At 71.1% G+C, this 22,300-nt stretch carries 17 protein-coding genes; 11 read left to right on the forward strand and 6 right to left on the reverse strand.

Features of this window, described 5'->3' with window-relative positions; translation table 11 throughout:
* Positions 1–62: 62 nt before the first annotated feature.
* The 10 genes from uvrA (at position 63) to AC1QRC_RS12115 (ending at position 11,767) form a co-directional block, all read left to right on the forward strand.
* A complete protein-coding gene (gene uvrA, locus AC1QRC_RS12070; RefSeq protein WP_484203542.1) occupies positions 63–3,002 on the forward strand; it encodes an excinuclease ABC subunit UvrA in 2,940 nt (979 codons plus the stop codon).
* Complete coding sequence (uvrC, locus tag AC1QRC_RS12075; RefSeq protein ID WP_484203543.1) at positions 2,999–4,915, forward strand: excinuclease ABC subunit UvrC; 1,917 nt, start codon at positions 2,999–3,001, stop codon at positions 4,913–4,915. The genes uvrA and uvrC overlap by 4 nt, the downstream gene beginning before the upstream one ends.
* Positions 4,916–4,924: 9 nt before the next feature.
* Complete coding sequence (rapZ, locus tag AC1QRC_RS12080) at positions 4,925–5,824, forward strand: RNase adapter RapZ (protein ID WP_484203544.1); 900 nt, start codon at positions 4,925–4,927, stop codon at positions 5,822–5,824.
* On the forward strand, positions 5,821–6,789 hold the full coding sequence (locus AC1QRC_RS12085; RefSeq protein WP_484203545.1) for a gluconeogenesis factor YvcK family protein: 969 nt from the start codon (positions 5,821–5,823) through the stop codon (positions 6,787–6,789). The genes rapZ and AC1QRC_RS12085 overlap by 4 nt, the downstream gene beginning before the upstream one ends.
* Before the next feature lie 40 nt (positions 6,790–6,829).
* Positions 6,830–7,810 carry a DNA-binding protein WhiA gene (gene whiA / locus AC1QRC_RS12090; protein ID WP_484203546.1) on the forward strand — a complete coding sequence of 327 codons (981 nt, stop codon included), beginning with the start codon at positions 6,830–6,832 and terminating at the stop codon, positions 7,808–7,810.
* 76 nt (positions 7,811–7,886) lie between these two features.
* A complete protein-coding gene (gene gap / locus AC1QRC_RS12095) occupies positions 7,887–8,891 on the forward strand; it encodes a type I glyceraldehyde-3-phosphate dehydrogenase (protein ID WP_484203547.1) in 1,005 nt (334 codons plus the stop codon).
* Between the two features lie 14 nt (positions 8,892–8,905).
* Complete coding sequence (locus AC1QRC_RS12100; protein WP_484203548.1) at positions 8,906–10,108, forward strand: phosphoglycerate kinase; 1,203 nt, start codon at positions 8,906–8,908, stop codon at positions 10,106–10,108.
* 77 nt (positions 10,109–10,185) lie between these two features.
* Positions 10,186–10,983 (forward strand): triose-phosphate isomerase, encoded by a 798-nt coding sequence (gene tpiA / locus AC1QRC_RS12105; RefSeq protein WP_484203549.1) that lies wholly within the window; start codon positions 10,186–10,188, stop codon positions 10,981–10,983.
* Positions 10,984–11,058: 75 nt separating this feature from the next.
* Positions 11,059–11,301: a preprotein translocase subunit SecG gene (gene secG / locus AC1QRC_RS12110; RefSeq protein ID WP_484203550.1), complete on the forward strand. Its 243-nt coding sequence runs from the start codon at positions 11,059–11,061 to the stop codon at positions 11,299–11,301.
* Between the two features lie 97 nt (positions 11,302–11,398).
* Entirely contained in the window at positions 11,399–11,767 is a 369-nt protein-coding gene (locus AC1QRC_RS12115) for an RNA polymerase-binding protein RbpA (RefSeq protein WP_484203551.1), read from the forward strand.
* A 23-nt stretch (positions 11,768–11,790) separates the two neighbouring features.
* On the opposite strand, the gene pgl is transcribed toward AC1QRC_RS12115, so the two are convergent.
* Genes pgl through tkt form a run of 5 tightly spaced genes read right to left on the reverse strand, consistent with a single transcriptional unit; the run spans position 11,791 to position 20,219 of the window.
* On the reverse strand, positions 11,791–13,641 hold the full coding sequence (gene pgl / locus AC1QRC_RS12120; protein ID WP_484203552.1) for a 6-phosphogluconolactonase: 1,851 nt from the start codon (positions 13,639–13,641) through the stop codon (positions 11,791–11,793).
* Positions 13,638–15,188, reverse strand: a complete 1,551-nt coding sequence (gene zwf, locus AC1QRC_RS12125) for a glucose-6-phosphate dehydrogenase (protein ID WP_484203553.1) — start codon at positions 15,186–15,188, stop codon at positions 13,638–13,640. Before zwf ends, pgl begins: the two co-directional genes overlap by 4 nt.
* Positions 15,185–16,837, reverse strand: coding sequence for a glucose-6-phosphate isomerase (locus AC1QRC_RS12130; RefSeq protein ID WP_484203554.1), 1,653 nt, complete (start codon positions 16,835–16,837; stop codon positions 15,185–15,187). The genes zwf and AC1QRC_RS12130 overlap by 4 nt, the downstream gene beginning before the upstream one ends.
* On the reverse strand, positions 16,834–17,964 hold the full coding sequence (gene tal, locus AC1QRC_RS12135) for a transaldolase (protein ID WP_484203555.1): 1,131 nt from the start codon (positions 17,962–17,964) through the stop codon (positions 16,834–16,836). The genes AC1QRC_RS12130 and tal overlap by 4 nt, the downstream gene beginning before the upstream one ends.
* Before the next feature lie 41 nt (positions 17,965–18,005).
* Positions 18,006–20,219, reverse strand: coding sequence for a transketolase (gene tkt / locus AC1QRC_RS12140; protein ID WP_484203556.1), 2,214 nt, complete (start codon positions 20,217–20,219; stop codon positions 18,006–18,008).
* A gap of 170 nt (positions 20,220–20,389) precedes the next feature.
* Here tkt and AC1QRC_RS12145 point away from each other — a divergent pair, with 170 nt between their 5' ends.
* Positions 20,390–21,346 carry a heme o synthase gene (locus AC1QRC_RS12145; protein WP_484203557.1) on the forward strand — a complete coding sequence of 319 codons (957 nt, stop codon included), beginning with the start codon at positions 20,390–20,392 and terminating at the stop codon, positions 21,344–21,346.
* A gap of 51 nt (positions 21,347–21,397) precedes the next feature.
* On the opposite strand, the gene AC1QRC_RS12150 is transcribed toward AC1QRC_RS12145, so the two are convergent.
* Positions 21,398–22,300 carry a COX15/CtaA family protein gene (locus AC1QRC_RS12150; RefSeq protein ID WP_484203558.1) on the reverse strand — a complete coding sequence of 301 codons (903 nt, stop codon included), beginning with the start codon at positions 22,298–22,300 and terminating at the stop codon, positions 21,398–21,400.

Raw genomic sequence — 22,300 nt, forward strand, 5'->3', positions numbered from 1 at the left:
GGCGCGTTGTCGAGGGGCGGCGATCGGCGTTCGTGCGGCCTCTGTCGGTGGCGGCACCTACCATGCTGTACGTGCCGTCCAAGTCCCAGACCAGCCCCGCCGTCCTCGGCCGCCCGCGCCACGACCGTCTGGTCGTGCGGGGTGCCCGCGAGCACAACCTGAAGGACATTTCGGTCGATGTGCCGCGTGACGCGCTCGTGGTCTTCACCGGCCTCTCCGGCTCCGGCAAATCCTCGTTGGCGTTCGACACGATCTTCGCCGAGGGGCAACGGCGCTACGTCGAATCGTTGTCCGCCTACGCCCGGCAGTTCCTGGGGCAGATGGACAAGCCGGACGTCGACTTCATCGAGGGGCTGTCCCCGGCGGTGTCGATCGACCAGAAGTCGACCAACCGCAACCCGCGCTCGACCGTCGGCACCATCACCGAGGTCTACGACTACCTGCGTCTGCTGTATGCCCGGGCCGGCAGGCCGCACTGCCCGGTGTGCATGGAGCCGGTGACCCGGCAGACCCCGCAGCAGATCGTCGACCGGCTGCTGGAGCTGCCGGACCGCACCCGCTTCCAGGTGCTGGCGCCGGTCGTGCGGTCGCGCAAGGGTGAGTTCGTCGAGCTCTTCACCGAGCTCCAGGCCAAGGGCTTCGCCCGAGCCCGGGTGGACGGTGACGTGGTCGCGCTCACCGACCCGCCCGAGCTGGAGAAGCAGAAGAAGCACACCATCGAGGTGGTGGTGGACCGGTTGGTCGCCAAGGGGCCGGACGACGCGGGCGCACGGCGCCGCCTCACCGACTCGGTGGAGACCGCGCTCGGACTGGCCGGGGGCATGCTGGTCGTCGACTTCGTGGACGTCTCGGCGGAGGGTGCGGGGGAGTTGCCGCCGGAGCGCCGCTTCTCCGAGCGCATGGCCTGCCCCAACGACCACCCGCTGGCACTGGACGAGGTGGAGCCGCGGTCGTTCTCGTTCAACAGCCCGTTCGGCGCGTGTCCGGCCTGCACCGGGATCGGAGTGGAGCTGGAGGTCGACCCCGAGCTGGTCATCCAGGACCCCGATCGCAGCATCCTGGAGGGCGCGATCGCCCCCTGGTCCAACGCCCAGGGCATCACCGACTACTACCTGCGGGTGCTGGGCGGCCTGGGGGAGGACCTGAAGTTCTCCCTCGATTCCCCGTGGCGCTCGCTGCCGGGCCGGGCCCGGGACGCCATCCTGCAGGGCTACAAGCACAAGGTGCATGTGCGCTACCGCAACCGGTTCGGCCGGGAACGGTCCTACTCGACCGGGTTCGAGGGGGTCATCCCCTACGTCAAGCGCAAGCACGCCGAGACCGACTCGGACTCCAGCCGGGAGCGCTACGAGGCCTACATGCGCGAGGTCCCGTGCCCCACGTGCCAGGGTGCCCGGCTCAAGCCGGAGATCCTGGCGGTGTTGCTGGGCGGACGCAGCATCGCCGAGGTGTGCTCCCTGCCGATCGACCAGTGCCGCGACTTCCTGGCCACGGTGGAGTTCACCGAGCGGGAGCGGCAGATCGCCGAGCGGGTGATCAAGGAGATCGACTCCCGGCTCGGCTTCCTGCTGGACGTCGGCCTGGACTACCTGGCGCTGAGTCGACCCGCCGCCACCCTGTCCGGCGGTGAGGCGCAGCGGATCCGGCTGGCCACCCAGATCGGGTCGGGGCTCGTCGGCGTCCTCTACGTGCTGGACGAGCCGTCGATCGGGTTGCACCAGCGGGACAACCACCGGTTGATCGAGACCCTGACCCGGCTGCGCGACCTCGGCAACACGCTGATCGTGGTGGAGCACGACGAGGACACCATCGCCGCGTCCGACTGGGTCGTCGACATCGGGCCGGGCGCCGGCGAGCACGGCGGCCAGGTGGTGCACTCCGGCACGGTGCAGGACCTCCTGGCGCACCCCGACTCGATCACGGGGGAGTACCTCTCCGGGAGGCGCGTCATCCAGACTCCTGCCGAGCGGCGCCCCCAGGACGGTCGCGCCGTCACCGTGATCGGGGGCCGGGAGAACAACCTCGACAACGTCACGGTGTCCTTCCCGCTGGGCAACCTCATCGCGGTCACCGGCGTGTCCGGCTCCGGCAAGTCGACGCTGGTCAACGACATCCTCTACACGGTCATGGCCAACCAGCTCAACGGTGCCCGGAGGGTCCCGGGGCGGCACACCCGGGTCGAGGGACTCGGCGAGCTGGACAAGGTCGTGCACGTCGACCAGAGCCCCATCGGGCGGACCCCGCGGAGCAACGCCGCGACCTACACGGGCGTGTTCGACCACATCCGCAAGCTCTTCGCCGAGACGACCGAGGCCAAGATCCGCGGCTACCTGCCCGGGCGCTTCTCGTTCAACGTCAAAGGCGGGCGCTGTGAGTCGTGCTCCGGCGACGGCACGCTCAAGATCGAGATGAACTTCCTGCCCGACGTCTACGTCCCCTGCGAGGTCTGCCACGGGGCGCGCTACAACCGCGAGACCCTCGAGGTGCACTTCAAGGGGCGCACCATCGCCGAGGTGCTGGACATGCCGATCGAGGAGGCCGCGGAGTTCTTCGCCGCCGTCCCGGCCATCGCGCGTCACCTCAAGACGCTGGTCGCCGTGGGCCTGGGCTACGTGCGGCTCGGGCAGCCCGCCCCGACCCTGTCCGGCGGCGAGGCGCAACGGGTCAAGCTGGCAGCCGAGCTGCAGAAGCGGTCCTCCGGGCGCACCAGCTACGTGCTCGACGAGCCGACGACCGGCCTGCACTTCGAGGACATCCGCAAGTTGTTGGGGGTGCTGCAGGGACTGGTCGACAAGGGCAACACCGTCATCGTCATCGAGCACAACCTCGATGTCATCAAGAGCGCCGACTGGGTTATCGACCTGGGGCCCGAGGGCGGAGTCGGAGGTGGCCGCGTGATCGCCGAGGGCACCCCGGAGCAGGTGGCGCAGCAGGCCAACAGCTACACCGGTCGCTTCCTCGCGCCCCTGCTGGCGCGGACCCGCCGCTCCTCCTCGGCATGACCGACCCCTCCAGCTACCGGCCGAAGCCCGGGGAGATCCCCACCGACGCGGGCGTCTACCGGTTCCGCGACCAGCACGGCCGGGTGATCTACGTCGGCAAGGCCAAGTCGCTGCGGCCCCGGCTGAGCTCCTACTTCCAGGACCTGTCGGCACTGCACCCGCGCACCCGGTCCATGGTGCTCACCGGGGCCAGCGTCGAGTGGACCGTGGTGCGCAACGAGGTCGAGGCGTTGCAGCTGGAGTACTCCTGGATCAAGGAGTTCGACCCGCGCTTCAACGTCAAGTACCGCGATGACAAGTCCTACCCCTACCTGGCGGTCACGATGGGCGAGGAGTTTCCCCGCGCCCAGGTGATGCGGGGGGCGAAGAAGCCGGGCACCCGCTACTTCGGGCCCTACGCCCACGCCTGGGCCATCCGCGAGACCCTGGACCTGCTGCTGCGCGTGTTCCCGCTCCGCACCTGCAGCAAGGGTGTCTTCCGGCGGGCCGGCCAAGTGGGGCGCCCGTGCCTGCTGGGCTACATCGACAAGTGCGCCGCCCCGTGCGTGGGCACGGTCAGCGCCGAGGAGCACCGGGCCATCGCCGCAGAGTTCTGCGACTTCATGGCGGGCGACACGGGCCGGTTCGTCAAGCGCCTCGAGCAGCGGATGAAGGCCGCCAGCGCCGAGCTGGACTTCGAGCAGGCGGCCCGGCTGCGGGATGACATCGCCGCGCTGCAGAAGGCCCTGGAGAAGTCCGCGGTCGTGCTCCCCGACGCGACCGACGCCGACGTGTTCGCCCTCGCCGAGGACGAGTTGGAGGTCGCCGTCCAGGTCTTTCACGTGCGCGGCGGCCGGGTGCGTGGGCAACGGGGCTGGGTCAGCGAGAAGGGCGCCGAGGACACCGCCGAGGTCATGGAGCACCTGCTGCAGCAGGTTTACGGCGGGGAGTCTCCCGAGGCGGTGCCCCGGGAGGTCCTCGTCCCCATCCTGCCCGCAGGCGTCGACAACCTCGTGGCGTGGCTCGGGGGCCTGCGGAGTGCACGGGTCGACCTGCGGGTGCCGCGGCGCGGCCCGAAGCGGACCCTGCTGGAGACGGTGGGACGCAACGCCCAGCAGTCCCTGGCTCGGCACAAGGTGGCCCGCTCCGGTGACCTCACGCTGCGCAGCCAGGCCCTGCAGGAGCTGCAGGACGTGCTCGAGCTCGACGAGGCGCCGCTGCGGATCGAGTCCTTCGACATCAGCCACGTGCAGGGCACCGACGTCGTGGGTTCGATGGTGGTCTTCGAGGACGGTCTGGCCCGCAAGTCCGAGTACCGGCGTTTCATCGTGCGCGAGGGCGACTCCGACGACACGGCCGCGATGCATGAGGTGCTGACCCGGCGCTTCCGGCACCTGGCCGAACCGCAGGACCAGACCGGGGACGACGGTCGCCCCGCACGGTTCGCCTACCCGCCCAACCTGGTGGTGGTGGACGGTGGCCTGCCCCAGGTGAACGCCGCGCAGGCGGCGATGACCGAGGTGGGCGTGACGGACGTCTCGGTGATCGGGTTGGCCAAGCGGCTGGAGGAGGTGTGGTTGCCCGGGCAGGAGTTCCCGGTCGTCCTACCCCGCACCAGCGAGGGGCTCTACCTGCTGCAACGCGTGCGGGACGAGGCCCACCGGTTCGCCAACACCTTCCACCGGCAACGACGCTCCAAGAGCATGACGGCGAGCCAGCTCGACGGCATCCCGGGCCTCGGGCCGGCCCGCCGGAAGGCGCTGCTGCGCCGGTTCGGCTCGGTGAAACGGATCCGGCAGGCCCGGGCCGAGGACCTCGTGGAGGTGCCGGGGATCGGGCCGGCCCTGGCGGAGGCCATCCTGGTCAAGCTGAGCGCGGACTCGGAGACTGCCGTCCCCGCCGTTAACCTGACCACTGGCGAAGTTGTCGACTGAGGAGGGCGCATGGACCGGGCCACGACCACAGGCAGCGGCGAGGCCGGGCCGACGCACCAGTTCGTCCTGCTCACCGGGATGAGCGGAGCCGGTCGCACCACAGCCGCCAACCTGCTGGAGGACCGCGGCTGGTATGTCGTGGACAACCTGCCGCTGCGGATGCTGCTGCCGCTGGTCGAGCTGATCGGTGAGGACCCCCGCGAGCAGAACGTCGCCGCGGTGATCGACGCCCGCAGCCGCGACTTCTCGACCGAGCTGCAGGGCACTGTCCGGGAATTGCGGTCCCGCGGGTGGAATCCCCGGATCGTCTTCGTGGACAGCTCCGACGAAGCGCTGGTCCGGCGGTTCGAGTCGGTGCGCCGCCCCCACCCGTTGCAGGGCGACGGGCTGTTGCTGGACGGCATCCAGCGCGAGCGCAGTGTGCTCGGGGACATGCGCTCGATGGCTGACGTCGTGGTCGACACCACCGGCTACAACGTGCACCAGCTCACCGCCAAGGTCGACGACCTGCTCAACGCGGACGCGAGCGTCCGGCTCCGGCTGGTGGTGCTCTCCTTCGGCTTCAAGTACGGCATCCCCCTGGACGCCGACATCGTCTTCGACCTGCGGTTCCTGCCCAACCCGTACTGGGATCCGGAGCTGCGGCCCTACAACGGCAAGGACCCGCAGGTCCGCGACTTCGTGCTCTCCCGCCCGGGCGCTGCCGAGTTCGTCGAGACCGCCTGCCGGATGCTGGACATCGCCACGGCCGGCTACCTCGCCGAGGGCCGCCGGTACGTCACCATCGCGGTCGGGTGCACCGGCGGCAAGCACCGCTCGGTGGCCGTCTCCGAGGCCATCGTCGCGCAGATGAACCTGCCCGAGGGGGTCGCCGTGACCGCCCTCCACCGTGACCTGGGGCGGGAATGAGCACCAGCGTGCAGGGGCCGCAACGCGTCGTCGCCCTGGGCGGTGGCCACGGGCTCTCGGCATCGTTGCAGGCGCTGCGACACATCACCGAGGCGATCACCGCGGTCGTCACCGTGGCCGACGACGGCGGGTCCAGCGGCCGACTCCGACGGGAGTTCGACATCCTGCCGCCCGGGGACCTGCGGATGGCATTGGCCGCGCTCTGCGAAGACACCGTCTGGGGCCACCAGTGGAGCGCCGTGCTGCAACACCGGCTGTCCGGCCAGTCCGACCTGGCCGGACACCCCATCGGCAACCTGCTGATCATGGGGCTGTGGGAGCTCCTGGACGACGACCCGGTGCGCGGCCTCGACCTGGTCGGCCGGTTGCTGAACACCCGGGGCCGGGTGCTGCCCGTGTCCTCCATCCCGCTCGACATCGAGGCCACCGTGGCCGGCCTCGGCGACACCGAGGACGACGAGGACCTGACGGTGGTGCGCGGCCAGTCGACCGTGGCCAAGACCTCCGGTCGGGTGGTCAGCGTCCGCCTGCTCCCGGAGGATCCGCCCGCCTGCGCCGAGGCGGTGGAGGCCGTCAAACTGGCCGACTGGGTGATCCTCGGGCCCGGTTCGTGGTTCACTTCCGTGATGCCCCACCTCCTGGTCCCCGACATGCAGCAGGCGCTGGTCGACACCCCGGCGCGCCGGATCCTGACCCTGAACGTGGGCACCGACGACGACGAGACCCATGGCTTCTCGGCGGCCGAGCACCTGGAGGTGCTCTCCGCCCACGCGCCCGACCTGCAGCTCGACTATGTGGTGGTCGACCCCACGGTGGTGCGGTCCGACGACCGCGTCCTGCGTGAGGTCGCGGCCGGGGTCGGGGCCGACCTGATGGTCGCGCCGGTCCGCAAGATGCGGTCCCGGGCCGAGCACGACACCCTGCGCCTCGCCGCTGCCTACCGGGACGTGATCCTGGGTGGCTGAACCAGTCTCGGGTCGCACACGCAACGGGAGGATGACGGCGATGGCGATGACCGCCAAGGTCAAGGACGAGTTGAGTCGGCTGCCGGTCACCAAGACCTGCTGCCGCAAGGCCGAGGTCTCCACGATCCTGCGCTTCGCCGGGGGACTGCACATCATCGGGGGCCGCATCGTGATCGAGGCCGAGGTGGACACGGCCCAGGCAGCCCGGCGGCTGCGTGCCTTCATGGGGGACGTCTACGGCGCGACCAGCGAGCTGGTGGTGATGAGCCCCGGCGGGTTGCGCAAGGGCACGCGGTACGTCGTGCGGGCCACCTCCGACGGGGAGGCGCTGGCCCGACAGACGGGACTGATCGATCATCGGGGCCGGCCCGTGCGGGGATTGCCGCCACGCATCGTGGGCGCCTCCGTGTGCGACGCCGAGGCGGCTTGGCGCGGCGCCTTCCTGGCGCACGGCTCGATCACCGAACCGGGCCGTTCGTCGGCCCTGGAGATCACCTGCCCCGGTGCCGAGTCGGCGCTGGCGCTGGTCGGGGCGGCGCGCCGCCTGGGGATCGCCGCCAAGGCCCGCGAGGTCCGCGGGGTGGACCGTGTCGTCATCCGGGACGGCGACGCTATCGGGGCCATGCTGACGCGGCTGGGCGCCCACGACGCGGTCCTGGCCTGGGAGGAGCGCCGGATGCGCCGCGAGGTGCGGGCCACGGCCAACCGGCTGGCGAACTTCGACGACGCGAACCTGCGCCGCTCGGCCCGCGCTGCGGTCGCGGCGGGCGCCCGTGTCGAGCGGGCCCTGGAGATCCTGGCCGACGAGGTCCCCGAGCACCTGCGGGTCGCCGGGATGCTGCGGGTGCAGCACAAGCAGGCCAGTCTGGAGGAGCTGGGGCAGCTGGCCGACCCGCCGATGACCAAGGACGCCGTCGCGGGTCGGATCCGCAGGCTGCTCGCCATGGCCGACCGGCGGGCGGAGGACCTGGGCATCGATGGCACCGACGCCAACCTGACCCCGGAGATGTTCGACGACTGATCCATCCCCTAGGTTTGGACCAGGACGACCCATTCCACCGCGGCTCCGGCCGCACCCACTGCCACGGGAGGCAACCATGACCGTTCGTGTTGGTATCAACGGCTTCGGCCGGATCGGCCGGAACTACGCTCGGGCCGTCCTGGCCTCGGGGGCCGATGTCGAGATCGTGGGGGTCAACGATCTCACCGACAACGCCACGCTGGCGCACCTGCTGAAGTACGACTCCATCCTGGGGCGGCTGGAGGAGGAGGTGACCTCCACCGACGACGAGATCAAGGTCGGCGGCCAGTCCTTCAAGGCCTTCGCCGAGAAGGACCCGGCGGCCCTGCCGTGGGGCGACCTGGGCGCCGACGTGGTGGTGGAGTCCACCGGGATCTTCACCGACGCCACGAAGGCGAAGGCACACATCGACGGCGGGGCCAAGAAGGTCATCATCTCCGCCCCCGGCAAGAACGAGGACCTCACGGTGGTGCTCGGGGTCAACGACAGCGAGTACGACCCGGCGCAGCACCACATCATCTCCAACGCCTCCTGCACCACGAACTGCCTGGGCCCGATGGCCAAGGTGCTGCACGAGGAGTTCGGCATCGTCAAGGGCCTGATGACCACCATCCACGCCTACACGGCCGACCAGAACCTGCAGGACGGGCCGCACAAGGACCTGCGTCGCGCGCGGGCCGCGGCGCTCAACATCGTGCCGACCTCCACCGGGGCCGCCAAGGCCATCGGCCTGGTGCTGCCCGACCTGGTCGGCAAGCTGGACGGCTACGCCCTCCGCGTCCCGGTGCCGACCGGCTCCGCGACCGACCTGACCTTCGAGGCGGGCCGCGAGACCACCGTCGAGGAGGTCAACGCGGCGGTCAAGGCGGCCGCCGAGGGTGCGCTGCAGGGGATTCTGCGCTACACCGAGGACCCGATCGTGTCCAAGGACATCGAGACCGACCCGGCCTCCTGCATCTTCGACGCCGGCCTGACCAAGGTGATCGGCAACCAGGTCAAGGTGGTCGGGTGGTACGACAACGAGTGGGGCTACTCCAACCGCCTGGTGGACCTCACCGCCCTCGTGGGCGCCTCCCTCTGAGGCGGACGGGAGCCATGAAGACCGTCGAGGACCTGGGAGACCTGCGCGGCCGTCGCGTCCTGGTCCGCAGCGACCTGAACGTTCCGCTGGACGAATCCGGCACGATCACCGACGACGGCCGGGTCCGGGCCTCCGTCCCGACGGTGCAGGCACTGGCCGAGGCCGGGGCCCGGGTCATCGTCTGTGCCCACCTGGGCCGCCCCAAGGGCGTGCCGGAGGCGCGCTACTCGCTGCGGCCCGTAGCGAGCCGGCTCTCCGAGCTGCTGGGCGCCCCGGTGGCCTTTGCCGACGACACCGTCGGCAACTCGGCGCGGGACCTGGCCGCGAGCCTCCAGGACGGGCAGGTGCTGCTCCTGGAGAACCTCCGCTTCAACGCGGGCGAGACCGCCAAGGACGACGACGAGCGCGGCGCGTTCGCCGACGAGTTGGCCGCCCTGGCCGACGTCTTCGTCAGCGACGGCTTCGGTGTCGTGCATCGCAAGCAGGCCAGCGTCTATGACATCGCGCAGCGTCTGCCACACGCCGCCGGTGGCCTGGTAGGCACCGAGGTGGACGTGCTGCGTCGCCTCACGCAGGATCCGGAACGCCCGTATGCCGTGGTGCTGGGCGGGGCCAAGGTCAGCGACAAACTCGGGGTGATCGAGAACCTGCTGGGCACGGCCGACCGCATCCTGGTCGGTGGCGGCATGGTGTTCACCTTCCTCAAGGCCCAGGGCCATGAGGTGGGCACGAGCCTGCTCGAGGCCGACCAGGTGGACACGGTGCGGGGCTACCTCGAGACGGCGCAGCAGCGCGGGGTCGAGATCGTGCTGCCCACGGACGTCGTCGCGGCGACGGAGTTCTCCGCCGATGCCGACCACGAGGTGGTGCCGGTGGAGAACATCCCGGCGGACCGGATGGGCCTGGACATCGGGCCCGACTCGGCCCGGGCGTTCGCCGAGCGTCTCGCGGACACCCGCACGGTGTTCTGGAACGGGCCGATGGGCGCCTTCGAGATGGCCCCGTTCGCCGCGGGCACCGAGGCCGTCGCTCGTGCCCTGGTGGTCATCACCGCGGACGGTGCCCTCACCGTCGTCGGTGGCGGGGACAGCGCCGCCGCCGTGCGCCAGCTGGGGTTCTCCGACGAGGACTTCGGGCACATCTCGACCGGGGGCGGCGCCTCCCTGGAGTTCCTGGAGGGCAAGGAACTGCCCGGCCTCACCGTGCTGGAGGACTGAGGCCCCGGACCACACCATGCCCCGGCGTCGCCGCCGGGCCCGACTGACGACATACGCGAGAAGAGAGCCGAGGACCGATGGCCGAGCGCACCCCGCTGCTGGCGGGCAACTGGAAGATGAACCTGGACCACCTCCAGGCCACGCACCTGGTGCAGAAGCTGGACTGGGGGCTGCGGGACGGCAAGCACGACTTCGGTGCGGTGGAGGTCGCCGTGCTGCCGCCGTTCACCGACCTGCGCTCGGTCCAGACCATCGTGCAGGGCGACAAGCTCGAGCTCCGCTACGGCGGTCAGGACCTCTCCCAGCACGACGCCGGGGCCTACACGGGGGAGATCTCCGGGGCGTTCCTGGCCAAGCTGGGATGCACGTATGTCGTGGTGGGACACAGCGAGCGCCGTGCGCTGCACGGGGAGGACGATGCGACGGTCGCGGCCAAGGTGCGGGCGGCGCTGCGGCACGGGCTCAGCCCGATCCTGTGTGTCGGGGAGGCGCTGGAGGTGCGCCAGGCCGGTGAGCAGGTGCCCCACGTCCTGGCCCAGCTGGACGCCGCGCTGGAAGGACTCTCCGCCGAGGAGGTCGCCACGATCGTCGTGGCCTACGAGCCGGTCTGGGCGATCGGGACCGGCGAGGTGGCCACGCCGGCCGACGCCCAGGAGGTGTGCGGCGCAATCCGGACCCGGCTCGCGGAGCTGACGAGCGGTGACACCGCCGACGCCGTGCGGGTCCTGTACGGCGGGTCGGTCAAGCCCGGCAACGTCGCGGCCATCATGGCCGAGGAGGACGTGGACGGTGCGCTCGTGGGCGGCGCCTCGATCGAGGTGGAGGACTTCGTCTCCATCTGCCGCTACCGGGACCACCACGGCGGGCAGGGGTGACACGGAGACCCCGTCCTCGTGGGTTACCCTGTTCTTCGCGCTCGTTCTGATTCCGTCCCTACGTAAGGTGTTGCAGTGACCGCTGTCCGGATCTTCCTCGATGTGCTGCTCGCACTGAGCAGCATCTTCCTGGTGCTGCTGATCCTCATGCACAAGGGTCGGGGCGGCGGTATGTCCGACATGTTCGGCGGGGGCATGTCCAGCAGCCTCGGCGGCTCCTCCGTCGCGGAGCGCAACCTGAACCGCATCACCGTCGCGGTCTCGGTCATCTGGGTCGCTTCCATCGTGGGCATCGGCCTGCTGATCCGCTTCGCCTGACCGACGCGTGCGCCACTCCGGGTGCCCGGAGACCCTTCAAACCCGCAGGTCACTGGGGTAGTGTGCCCACACAACCCCTGTGACGTGAGGAGCAACGGTGGTCGGGACGAACGCCATCAGAGGGAGCCGGGTCGGAGCCGGACCGATGGGGGAGGCCGAGCGCGGTGAGACCGCGCCCCGTGTCGTCATCTCCTATTGGTGCGCCAACGGCCACGAGACGCGGCCGAGCTTCGCCAACGACGAGGCCCTGGAGGTCCCGGAGGAGTGGGACTGCCCGCGGTGCGGGTTCCCGGCCGGCCAGGACGAGCAGAACCCGCCCGCGCCGCCGCGCACCGAGCCATACAAGACGCACCTGGCCTACGTGAAGGAGCGCCGCTCCGAGCAGGCGGGGGCGGAACTGCTCGAGGAGGCGCTGCGCACCATGCGGTCCCGCGGGGTCGGGCAGGGGAGCCGCGCCCGGGACTGACCCGGTCCGCCACCTTCAGGGAGTCAGTCGATGGCCTCGGCGATGGCGCGGTCCAACCACCACACCGTCTCCAGGGTGCCCTGGGGCCAGGACGCGGGCACCTGAGGGTCCTCCCTGACCTCCCGCGCGGCACGGACGGCGTCGGCCTTGTCGGCCCCTGCGACGGTGAACCACACCCGCCGCGCCGCCCGGATCGCCGGAACCGTGAGGGAGACCCGCAACGGCGGGGGCTTGGGCGACCCCGAGACCGGCACCGTCGTCCGGTCGGCCACCAGCAGTTCCTCACGGCCCGGGAAGAGGGAGGCGACGTGGGAGTCCGGTCCCACCCCGAGCAACAGCACGTCGAACTCGGGGACCGGGACCACCGCGTCGGAGGGTGCGTGCTCGGCCAGCGACACGGCATACGCCAGGGCCGCCTGCGGCAGGTCGGACTCGCTGTCCCCGGCCGGGACGGCGTGGACCTGGTCCGCGGGGACCGGGAGACGTCCCAGCCCCGCGTCGAGGGACTGCTGGACGTTGCGGTCCTCGTGCCCCTCGGGCACGAACCTCTCGTCGCCCCACCAGAGGTGCACCTGCTGCCAGACGTCGGGGTCAGGATCGAGGTCGGCCAGTGCGGCCACCGTGGCGATCCCCAGGGAACCACCGGTCAGGACCAGATGGGCGACGCCGCGCTCGGCCACTGCCTCACGCACCACCCGGTCCACCTCCCGCGCCACCTCGGCCGCCACCGCCGGTGCGTCCTCGCCCACCCGCACGCGACCGCGGTCGAATCCCGCCAGGCCCTGGCGGATCCGCTGCTGGAGGGCATCGCCCTGCACCCGGTCGCTCGGGGCGGGCGCGTTCTCGAGGGACTCGGGCGCCAGGTCGGGGCGATCGCTTTCGGCCACCGGCGCGGGCCCCTCGGGGGCGTGGCCCCGGCGGATGGCCTCGCTGCGGGTGGTGGGTTTGCCGACCCGTGGCAGGCCCTCCCCGAGCGCGCGGGCGTAGACCTCGTCGGCGTCCAGCCTGCGCAGCTCGGCCGCCAGGAGCTGGGGCAGGGGAGCGTCGGGCAACGGCACCTGGCGGGTGGGTTGGCCGGGCTGGCTCAGCGTGCCCACGCGCTGTCCAGTGCGTGAGCCGTCCGCGACCACCAGGTCGACCGGTCCGCCGGGGCGCTCCAGCCGGACCGAGACCAGGCCTGTCCCGGGGGTGCTGCGCGCCCGGCGCACCGGGACCCCGAGGGCCGCAGCGAGCCAGCCGCCCATCAGGTCGGTGCTGGGGCTGTCCGGCTCGCCGGTGACGGTCGCGGCGGTGATGTCGTCGTAGGGCGGTTGGTCCAGTGCGGCCGCCAGCACCCCGCGCCAGCGGGTCAACCGGGTCCAGGCCAGGTCCGTGTCCCCGGGCCGGTAGTGCTTGGCCCGGCGGCGCAGCTCGGTGCGCGGGCTGCTGCCCCCCGCCGCATCGGTGATCCTCCGGTGCGCGATCTGGCCCAGGGCACTGCCGGCGACATCTTGCGGCGGATCCTGCGGCCACCACCCCACGATGGGGGAGTCCGGGAGGAGCAGGGCCGTGACGACCGACTCGGAGTGGTCGGCGAGCTGGCCATAGAGGCGCAGCACCACGATCTCACTGGCACCGGCGTCGCCGCCCACCCGGACCTGCGCGTCCAGGCGGTTCGAGCCGCGGCGGTTCGCCCGGACCACGACGATGATCCGCGCCGGATGCTGGCGGGTGGCATCGTTGGCCGCGCGGATCGCCGCGTCGGCCCCGGTGTCGTCGGTGACGACCAGCAGCGTCAGCACCCGGCCCATCGCCATGGCGCCGACCTCGTTGCGCAACTGGAGCAGCTTCTTGCTGATGTCCTTCGTCGTGGTGCTGGGCAGGTCGACGATCACGGCAGCCTCCACTCGCGCCCGTCCCGGCGCATCATCTCGTCGGCGCCCGCCGGCCCCCAGGTCCCGGCCCGGTACTCCTCCGGTGGCGTCTTGCTGCGGCGCCAGTAGTCGATGACCGGGTCGAGGATCTTCCAGGAGAGCTCGACCTCCTCGTGCCGTGGGAACAGTGGCGGGTCACCCAGCAGGACGTCCAGGATGAGGCGCTCGTAGGCCTCGGGGCTGGACTCGGTGAAGGACGCCCCGTAGCCGAAGTCCATGGTCACGTCGCGGACCTCCATCTGGCTCCCGGGGACCTTGGAACCGAACCGCATCGTGACACCCTCGTCGGGCTGCACCCGGATGACGACGGCGTTCTTGCCCAGCTCCTCGGTGGAGGTGCTGGAGAACGGCAGGTGCGGGGCCCGTTTGAAAACCACCGCGATCTCGGTGACGCGCTTGCCCAACCGTTTGCCAGCCCGCAGGTAGAACGGGACACCCGCCCAGCGGCGGGTGTCCACCTCGAGCTTCAGTGCGGCATACGTCTCCGTGCGGGAATCCGCGGCCACCCCGTCCTCGCCGAGATAGCCGACCACCCGCTCACCGCCCTGCCAGCCCGCGGCGTATTGGGCCCGGCTGGTGGCGTGGCGCAGGTCGTCCGGCAGTCGCAGCGAGGTGAGCACCTTCTCCTTCTCGGCGCGCACGGCGTGGGCGGTGAAGGACACCGGCTCCTCCATGGCGGTGAGCGCCAGCAGCTGGAGCAGGTGGTTCTGGATGACGTCCCGTGCGGCCCCGACGTCGTCGTAGTATCCGGCGCGGCCGCCGATGCCGATGTCCTCGGCCATCGTGATCTGCACGTGGTCGACGTAGTTGGCGTTCCAGATGGGCTCGAAGAGCTGGTTGGCGAAGCGCAGCGCCAGGAGGTTCTGCACCGTCTCCTTGCCCAGGTAGTGGTCGATCCGGAAGATCGAGTCGGCGGGAAACACCGACTCGACGATCTCGTTGAGCTCCTGGGCGCTGCGCAGGTCGTGGCCGAACGGCTTCTCGATCACCACCCGGCGCCAGGTGCCCGGCTGGGGGTCGCTCAGCCCGGAGGTCTTGAGCTGGTCGCAGACCGGGGCGAACCAGTCGGGCGGGATCGAGAGGTAGAACGCGTGGTTGCCCCCGGTGCCGCGTTCCTCGTCCAGTGCCCGGACCGTGCGCGCCAGGAGTCGGAAGGCCGCGGGGTCGTCGAAGGCACCGGGGACGAACCGGAACCCCTCGGCCAGGCTGCGCCAGACCTCCTCACGGAAGGGGGTGCGGGCATGCTCCCGGACCGAGTCGTGCACCACCTTGCTGAAGTCCTGGTCCGCCCAGTCCCGTCGGGCGAACCCCACGAGCGAGAAGCCGGGGGGCAGCAGCCCCCTGTTGGCCAGGTCGTAGATGGCCGGCATCAGCTTCTTGCGGGCCAGGTCTCCGGTCACCCCGAACATGACCATGCTGCAGGGGCCGGCGATCCGGGGCAGCCGTTTGTCGCCCGGGTCGCGCAGCGGGTTGTGGTCGGCGCTGACCCGTGCGGCGGCCGCGCTCACTGGCCGGCCAGGGCCTGACGCACCTGGGCCAGGCCGGCGTCCTGGTCGGTCAGGTGCAGCCGCAGCACCGGTCGGCCGTGTCCGGCAAGCACCTGGGCGTCCCCGGCGGCCTGCGCCGCAATGAACGACCCGAACGTGTAGTCCTTGCCCGGCACGGGGTAGTCGGCCGCGGGTGTGCCGGTCACCTGGAGGTAGGCGCCGACGGCCGGTCCGCCCTTGTGGAACTGCCCGGTGCTGTGCAGGAAGCGTGGACCCCAGCCGAAGGTCACGGGCCGACGCAGCGAGCTCGTCAACGGGTCGACGACGTCGGCCAGGTCGGCGTGGGTGAGCCGGTCCAGGTAGACCATGATCGACAGGTATCCCTGGTGGGGGTCCAGGCTGTCCAGCAGCGCAGCCACGGCCTGTCCAAGGCCGCCTCCGACGGACTCCGGGTCAAGGTTCGCCGCGCGGATCTCCAGGGCACCGTCGACGGCCAACGGGGCGTCCTGGGCGCCGCCGCCTGCCGCCATCACCTCGCGTGCGGCCTGCTTGGCGCTCTCCACGTCGGGCTGGTCGAAGGGGTTGATCCCCAGGACCCGGCCCGCGACCGCCGTGGCTACCTCCCACAGCAACAGCTGGGCACCCAGCGGGCCGCCCACCCGGACCAGCGAGGCTGCTCCGGTCGGCTCGTCCCAGTCGGCAGACTCGTCGTCGCCGTCCTCACCGTCGTCGCCGTCGGCCACCAGGTGCACCACGGTGACGTCCGCCGCGTCCTGCAGGACGGTCTCGGCCGTCGGGTCGGCCACCACCGGGAGCAGCCCGGTGCCCTCCTTGCCGGTGCTCTCGGCGATGAGTTGCTCGGCCCAGTCGGGGAATCCCACGATGCCGGAGCCACGGTCGACCAGGAGCACCTTGTCCCGCAGCGGGGTGCTTCCCGCCAGGGCAGCTCCCAGCACCAGGCCCGGGTTGTTGCGGTCGTCCTCCGACAGCAGGTCGACGATTTCCTCGGCCTCGTCGAGCAGGCCACCGATGTCGACGCCGGCCAGCCCGGAGGGGACCAGACCGAACGCGGTGAGGGCCGAGTAGCGCCCCCCGACGTCCGGATCGGCGTTCACGACCCGATAGCCGTCGGCGCGGGACTGTTGGTCCAGCGGGCTGCCCGGGTCGGTGACCACCACGATCCGCTCCGTGGGGTCGATCCCCGCGTCGGTGAACGCGCCGACGAACGCCCGGCGCTGACTGTCCGTCTCCACCGTCGAGCCGGACTTGGAGGAGACCACGACGGCGGTCCGCTCCAGGCCCTCCTCGACTGCGGCCCGGACCATGTCGGGGTCGGAGGAGTCCAGCACCACCAGGTCGACCCCGGCGGTGGCACAGATGACCTCGGGGGCCAGGGAGGACCCGCCCATGCCACACAGCACGATGCGGTCCACCCCGCGGGAGCGCAACTCCTCGCGCAGGGCCTCGACCTCGCCGACGAGCGGTCGGGAGGTGCGGTGCAGGGTCACCCAGGACAGCCGCTTGCCGGCCTCCTCCTCGGCGGCTTCACCCCAGAGGGTGGGATCCTGGGCGAACAGGCGGGAGGCGAAACGGTCCTCGACCAGCCCCGGGACGACCGCGTCCAGGGCCTGTGCCGCGGCGCGCGAGGCCTGGAGCAGGAGTGCGCTCACGGTGCCTCCCCGGAGAACCGGTCCAGCTCCTGCTGCACGTCGGACAACAGCTCCTCCCAGGACTTCTCGAACTTGTCGAGCCCCTCGGTCTCCAGGGTCTCCACCACCTGGACGTAGGACACCCCCGCCTGCTCCAAGTCATCGAGCACCTGCTGCGCCTCGGCATACCCGCCCGTGACGGTGTCACCGGAGATCTGGCCGTGGTCGGCCGTCGCCTGCAACGTCTTGGCGGGCATCGTGTTCACCGTGTCGGGGGCCACCAGCTCGGTCACGTAGAGGGTGTCGGGGTAGTCGGGGTTCTTCACCCCGGTGGAGGCCCACAGCGGGCGCTGCCGGTGCGCGCCGTCGTCGGCGAGGTTCTGCCAGCGGGGGGTGCTGAAGACCTCCTCGAACGCCTGGTAGGCCAGCCGAGCGTTCGCCACCCCGGCCTTGCCCTTCAGCGCGGTCGCGGCCTCGCTGCCCAGCGCGTCCAGCTGCGCGTCGATCTCGGTGTCTACCCGGGAGACGAAGAAGGAGGCCACCGAGTGGATGGTGGACAGGTCGTGCCCATTCTGGCGGGCCTGCTCCAACCCGGTGAGGAAGGCGTTCATCACACCCCGGTAGCGGTCCAGGGAGAAGATCAGGGTCACGTTGACGCTGATGCCCTCGGCCAGGGTCTGGCTGATCGCGGGCAGACCCTCCACCGTGGCGGGGATCTTGATGAACAGGTTGGGGCGGTCGATCTCGGCCCACAGTCGCTTGGCCATCTCCACCGTGGCGTCGGTGTCCGCGGCCAACCGGGGATCGACCTCGATCGACACCCGACCGTCCACCCCGCCGGTGCGGTCGTAGACGGGCCGCATGACGTCGCAGGCGTTACGCACGTCGGTCGTGGTGAGGGCGAACACCGCCGCGTCCAGGTCGGCGCCCGCCGCCGCCAGCTCCTTGACCTGGTCGGTGTAGGCCTCCCCGCCGGAGAGGGCGTTGGCGAAGATCGTGGGATTGGTGGTGACCCCCACGACGTACTTCTCATCGATCAGGGACTGCAGGTCACCGCCGGTGATCATCGGCCGGTTCAGGTCGTCGAGCCAGATCGAGACCCCCGCCTCGGACAGGGCTGCCAGGGGGTTGCTGTGCTGCTGGGTCATCGGTGTCTCCTTGGGCGAGTCAGGTCGTGGGGGTGCCCGGATCAGGCGTCCCCGAGGGTTGCTTCGCTGCCGGTGGGGTCGGGCGGGGTGCTCTGCGCCGGGGCTTCGTCCCCACGCGCTGCGGCGATCGAGTCCCGTGCCGCGGCGGCAACCGCCTCGGCGGTGATCCCGAACTCGGCAAACAGGCGTTGGTAGTCGGCCGAGGCGCCGAAGTGCTCCAGGCTCACGATCCGGCCGGCGTCCCCGACCAGCTCGCGCCATCCCTGCGCGATGCCGGCCTCGACGCTGACCCGGGCCCGGACCTGCGGGGGGAGCACCTCGTTGCGGTAGGACTGGTCCTGGGCGTCGAACCACTCGCGGCAGGGGAGCGAGACGACCCGGGCGGCGACTCCCTCGTCGGCGAGCAGTCGGCGGGCCTCGACCGCCAGCTGGACCTCCGAGCCGGTGCCGATCAGGACGACGTCCGGGGAGTCGCCGTCGGCCTCGGCCAGGACGTACCCGCCCCGGGCCACCCCGTCTACCGAGCCGAACTCGTCCCGGTCGAAGGTGGGGACGTTCTGGCGGGTGAGGACCAGTGCGGTGGGGCTCTCGGTGTGCTCCAGCGCGGCCTTCCAGGCGGCTGCGGTCTCGTTGGCGTCGGCGGGCCGGACCACATCGAGGCCCGGGATGGCCCGCAGCGCCGCGAGGTGCTCGACCGGCTGGTGCGTCGGGCCGTCCTCGCCGAGCCCGATCGAGTCGTGGGTCCACACGTAGATGACCGGGAGCTGCTGCAGCGCCGCGAGCCGCACGGCCGGGCGCATGTAGTCCGAGAACACCAGGAAGGTGCCGCCGTAGGGACGGGTGAGCCCCTCCAGCGCGATGCCGTTGAGGATCATCCCCATGCCGTGCTCGCGGATGCCGAAGTGGAGGGTCCTGCCGTGCAGGTCGCCGGGGAACTCCTTGGTGGCCTTCGCCGGCGGCACGAAGCTGGGCTGCCCCTTCATCGTGGTGTTGTTGGACCCGGCCAGGTCCGCAGATCCGCCCCACAGCTCGGGCAGGACATCGGCCAGAGCGGTCAGCACGTCACCGGATGCAGCCCTGGTGGCCTTGCCCTTCTCGTCGGCCGGGAAGACGGGCAGTGCCTCATCGAGGTTGTCCGGCAGCCTGCGCTCGACCAGCCGGTCCAGCAGCGCCGCGCGCTCCGGGTTGGCGTCCCTCCACCCCTGGTATCGCGGCTCCCACTCGGCGTGGGCCTCCTGGCCCCGCTGCACGACAGTGCGGGCGTGGGCCAGTACCTCCGGCTCCTCCGGGAAGTGCACCTCCGGGTCGAAGCCCAGGAGCTTCTTGGTGGCCGCCACCTCCTCGTCGCCGAGGGCGGACCCATGGGACCCTCCGGTGTCCTGCTTGGTGGGCGCCGGCCACGCGATGACGGTGCGCAGGATCACCATCGTCGGGCGGTCCACGCTCGCGCGGCTCTCCTCCAGGGCTGCCAGCAGCGCGTCGACGTCCTCGGTGTAGGGCTCGGTGGCCCGCCAGTCGACGGTCTTGACCTCCCAGCCGTAGGACTCGTAGCGCTTCGCGACGTCCTCGGAGAAGGAGATGTCGGTGTCGTCCTCGATCGAGATGTAGTTCTGGTCGTAGACGACGGTCAGGTTGCCCAGCTCCTGGTGGCCGGCCAACGAGCTGGCCTCCGAGCTCACGCCCTCCATCAGGTCACCGTCGGAGGCGATCACCCACACGTGGTGGTCGAAGGGGGAGTCGCCCGCCGGGGCGTCCGGGTCCAGGAGGCTGCGCTGGCGCCGCTGCGCCATCGCCATCCCCACCGCCGACGCCATCCCCGAGCCCAGCGGACCGGTGGTGATCTCGACGCCGGTCGTGTGGTGCACCTCCGGGTGACCGGGGGTCTTGGACCCCCAGGTCCGCAGCGCCTTGAGGTCCTCCATCTCCAGGCCGTAGCCAGACAGGTAGAGCTGGATGTACTGCGTCAGGCTGGAGTGTCCCGCGGAGAGCACGAAGCGGTCGCGGCCCAGCCAGTGGGGGTCGCTGGGGTCGTGCCGCATCACCTGCTGGTAGAGCAGGTAGGCCAGCGGGGCCAGGCTCATCGCCGTCCCCGGGTGGCCGTTGCCGGTGTTCTGGACGGCATCGGCGGCCAGGATCCGTACCGTGTCGACCGCCCGGACATCGAGGTCCGACCAGCCGGCGTTGGTGGCCACCGGCCGGGTCAGACCCTCGTCACGACCTCCGGTCACCTGGGCATCGACTACGTGATCGGACATCGGGACTCCTTGCTCCGTGGGCCGGATACGCGGCGGTGCCGGGCAGCACCTCGTACGGTGTCGACTCTAGTGCGCGGGCCCGGCCGACGCAGCACCCCGGTGCGGGTACCATCGAGTCGCACGCCCCGGCATACCGCCAGACCCAACCCGACCCACCGCGAAGGGACACCGTGACCGCCTTGGACCGCCGCCCTTCGACCGTCGGGGAGCAGGCGCCGGGACGCCCGTTCAGGCAGGTCGTGGGCGACTACGTCTCACTCACCAAGCCGCGGATCATCGAGCTGCTCCTGGTGACCACGTTCCCGGTGATGTTCCTGGCCGAACGCGGCGTCCCCTCGGTGTGGCTCATCCTCGCCACCCTGGTCGGGGGATCGCTGGCCGCCGGGTCGGCCAACACGCTGAACTGCTACCTGGACCGCGACATCGACGCGCGGATGCACCGCACGGAGAACCGCCCGCTGGTCACCGGAGCGATCAGTCCCCGCAACGCACTCATCTTCGGCGTCACGCTGGGGGCGGCGTCCGTGGCCTGGCTCGGGCTGCTGGTGAACTGGCTGTCCGCGTGGCTGGGGCTGGCCGCGATCGTGCTCTACGTCGGGTTCTACACGGTGGTCCTCAAGCGACGCACGAGCCAGAACATCGTCTGGGGCGGGGTTGCCGGGTGTATGCCGGTGCTCATCGGCTGGTCCGCGGTCACCAACAGCCTCGACTGGCCGGCGCTCGTGCTGTTCCTCGTCGTCTTCTTCTGGACCCCGCCGCACTACTGGCCGCTGTCCATGCGTTTCAAGGAGGACTACGCCAACGCCGGCGTGCCGATGCTGCCCGTGGTCGCCGAGGACATCGCCGTGGGTCGCCAGGTCGTGGCCTACTCCTGGGCGACGGTCCTGGTGTCGCTGGCGCTGGTGCCGGTCGGGGGGATGGGCTGGGTGTATGCCGTGACCGCCGTGGTCGCCGGCGGGGTCTTCCTGGTCGAGGCGCACGCGCTGCTGTCGCGCGCCCGGCGTGGCGTCACCGGGACCGGGCTGCGTGCGATGCGCCTGTTCCACTACTCGATCAGCTACCTGACGCTGCTCTTCCTCGGCGTCGCCGTCGATCCGCTGCTGCACTGGGCGCTTCCCCTGGCCTGACGTCTCGCTCGCTCGCGCCGAATGGACCTGTTTGTCGCGCTTCCGGGAAGGTCAGGCGCTGAGGTCAGGGGTGGGGCGGCGCGTCGACAGGGTCAGCACGCCGAGGGTGACTGCCACCGTGAGGAGGGCGGCGCCGAGCATGTGGATGAGGACGAGGGCCTCGGGGAGCCCCGCGAGGTACTGGGTGTAGCCGACCAGGCCCTGGGCCAGCGAGATCAGCATGACGTAGCCCCAGACCTCCCGGGAGCGGGAGGCCCCCTTGACGAGGCTGGTCGCCACCAGCATGGCCAAGACCAGGCCGATGAAGAGCATGACCGAGTCGGCGTGCAGCCAGGAGATCGTCCGCGGGTCGAACCCGAACCGGGCCGGCTGCTCGGCGTCCCCGGAGTGGGGACCGGAGCCGGTCACGACGGTTCCCAGGACCAGCACGGCGGCCAGGACTGCCGCAGTGAACAGGGCGAGACGCCGCACGATCGGCGGGACCAGGTGCTCGACCGGGCCGTCGTGCTGACGCTCCCGCCAGACGAGGGCGGTGCTGATCGCCACCAGGGTCATCGAGATCAGGAAGTGCGCCATCACGGTGGTCGGGTGCAGCCCGGTGCGGACGGTGATGCCCCCGAGCACCCCCTGGGTGACCGTCAGCGCCAGCACCGTCCCGGACAGCAGCAGCATCGGCGGGCGGGCCCGGGCCCACCGGAAGACGGCGACGACGGTAGCCAGCGCCGCGAACCCCACGAGGATGCTGAGCAGGCGGTTCCCGAACTCGATGTAGGGGTGGTAGCTCGCCGAGTCCTCCAACACAGGGGTGTAGGAGCCCGGGTGGCACTCCGGCCACGTCGGACACCCCAGCCCGCTGCCGGTGAGCCGCACCAGGCCGCCGGTGACCACGATCAACACCTGCAGGGTCAGGTTGGCGAGCAGGATCCGGCGGAGCCAGGGGGAGGGGTGGGTCAC

The organism is Ornithinicoccus sp. (assembly GCF_057176825.1).

Excerpts from the sequence above, each read along its gene's own strand:
- uvrA (WP_484203542.1), top strand. The coding sequence starts at position 63 with ATGCTGTACGTGCCGTCCAAGTCCCAGACCAGCCCCGCCGTCCTCGGC.
- uvrC (WP_484203543.1), top strand. The coding sequence starts at position 2,999 with ATGACCGACCCCTCCAGCTACCGGCCGAAGCCCGGGGAGATCCCCACC.
- rapZ (WP_484203544.1), top strand. The coding sequence starts at position 4,925 with ATGGACCGGGCCACGACCACAGGCAGCGGCGAGGCCGGGCCGACGCAC.
- AC1QRC_RS12085 (WP_484203545.1), top strand. The coding sequence starts at position 5,821 with ATGAGCACCAGCGTGCAGGGGCCGCAACGCGTCGTCGCCCTGGGCGGT.
- whiA (WP_484203546.1), top strand. The coding sequence starts at position 6,830 with ATGGCGATGACCGCCAAGGTCAAGGACGAGTTGAGTCGGCTGCCGGTC.
- gap (WP_484203547.1), top strand. The coding sequence starts at position 7,887 with ATGACCGTTCGTGTTGGTATCAACGGCTTCGGCCGGATCGGCCGGAAC.
- AC1QRC_RS12100 (WP_484203548.1), top strand. The coding sequence starts at position 8,906 with ATGAAGACCGTCGAGGACCTGGGAGACCTGCGCGGCCGTCGCGTCCTG.
- tpiA (WP_484203549.1), top strand. The coding sequence starts at position 10,186 with ATGGCCGAGCGCACCCCGCTGCTGGCGGGCAACTGGAAGATGAACCTG.
- tal (WP_484203555.1), bottom strand. The coding sequence starts at position 17,964 with ATGACCCAGCAGCACAGCAACCCCCTGGCAGCCCTGTCCGAGGCGGGG.
- tkt (WP_484203556.1), bottom strand. The coding sequence starts at position 20,219 with ATGTCCGATCACGTAGTCGATGCCCAGGTGACCGGAGGTCGTGACGAG.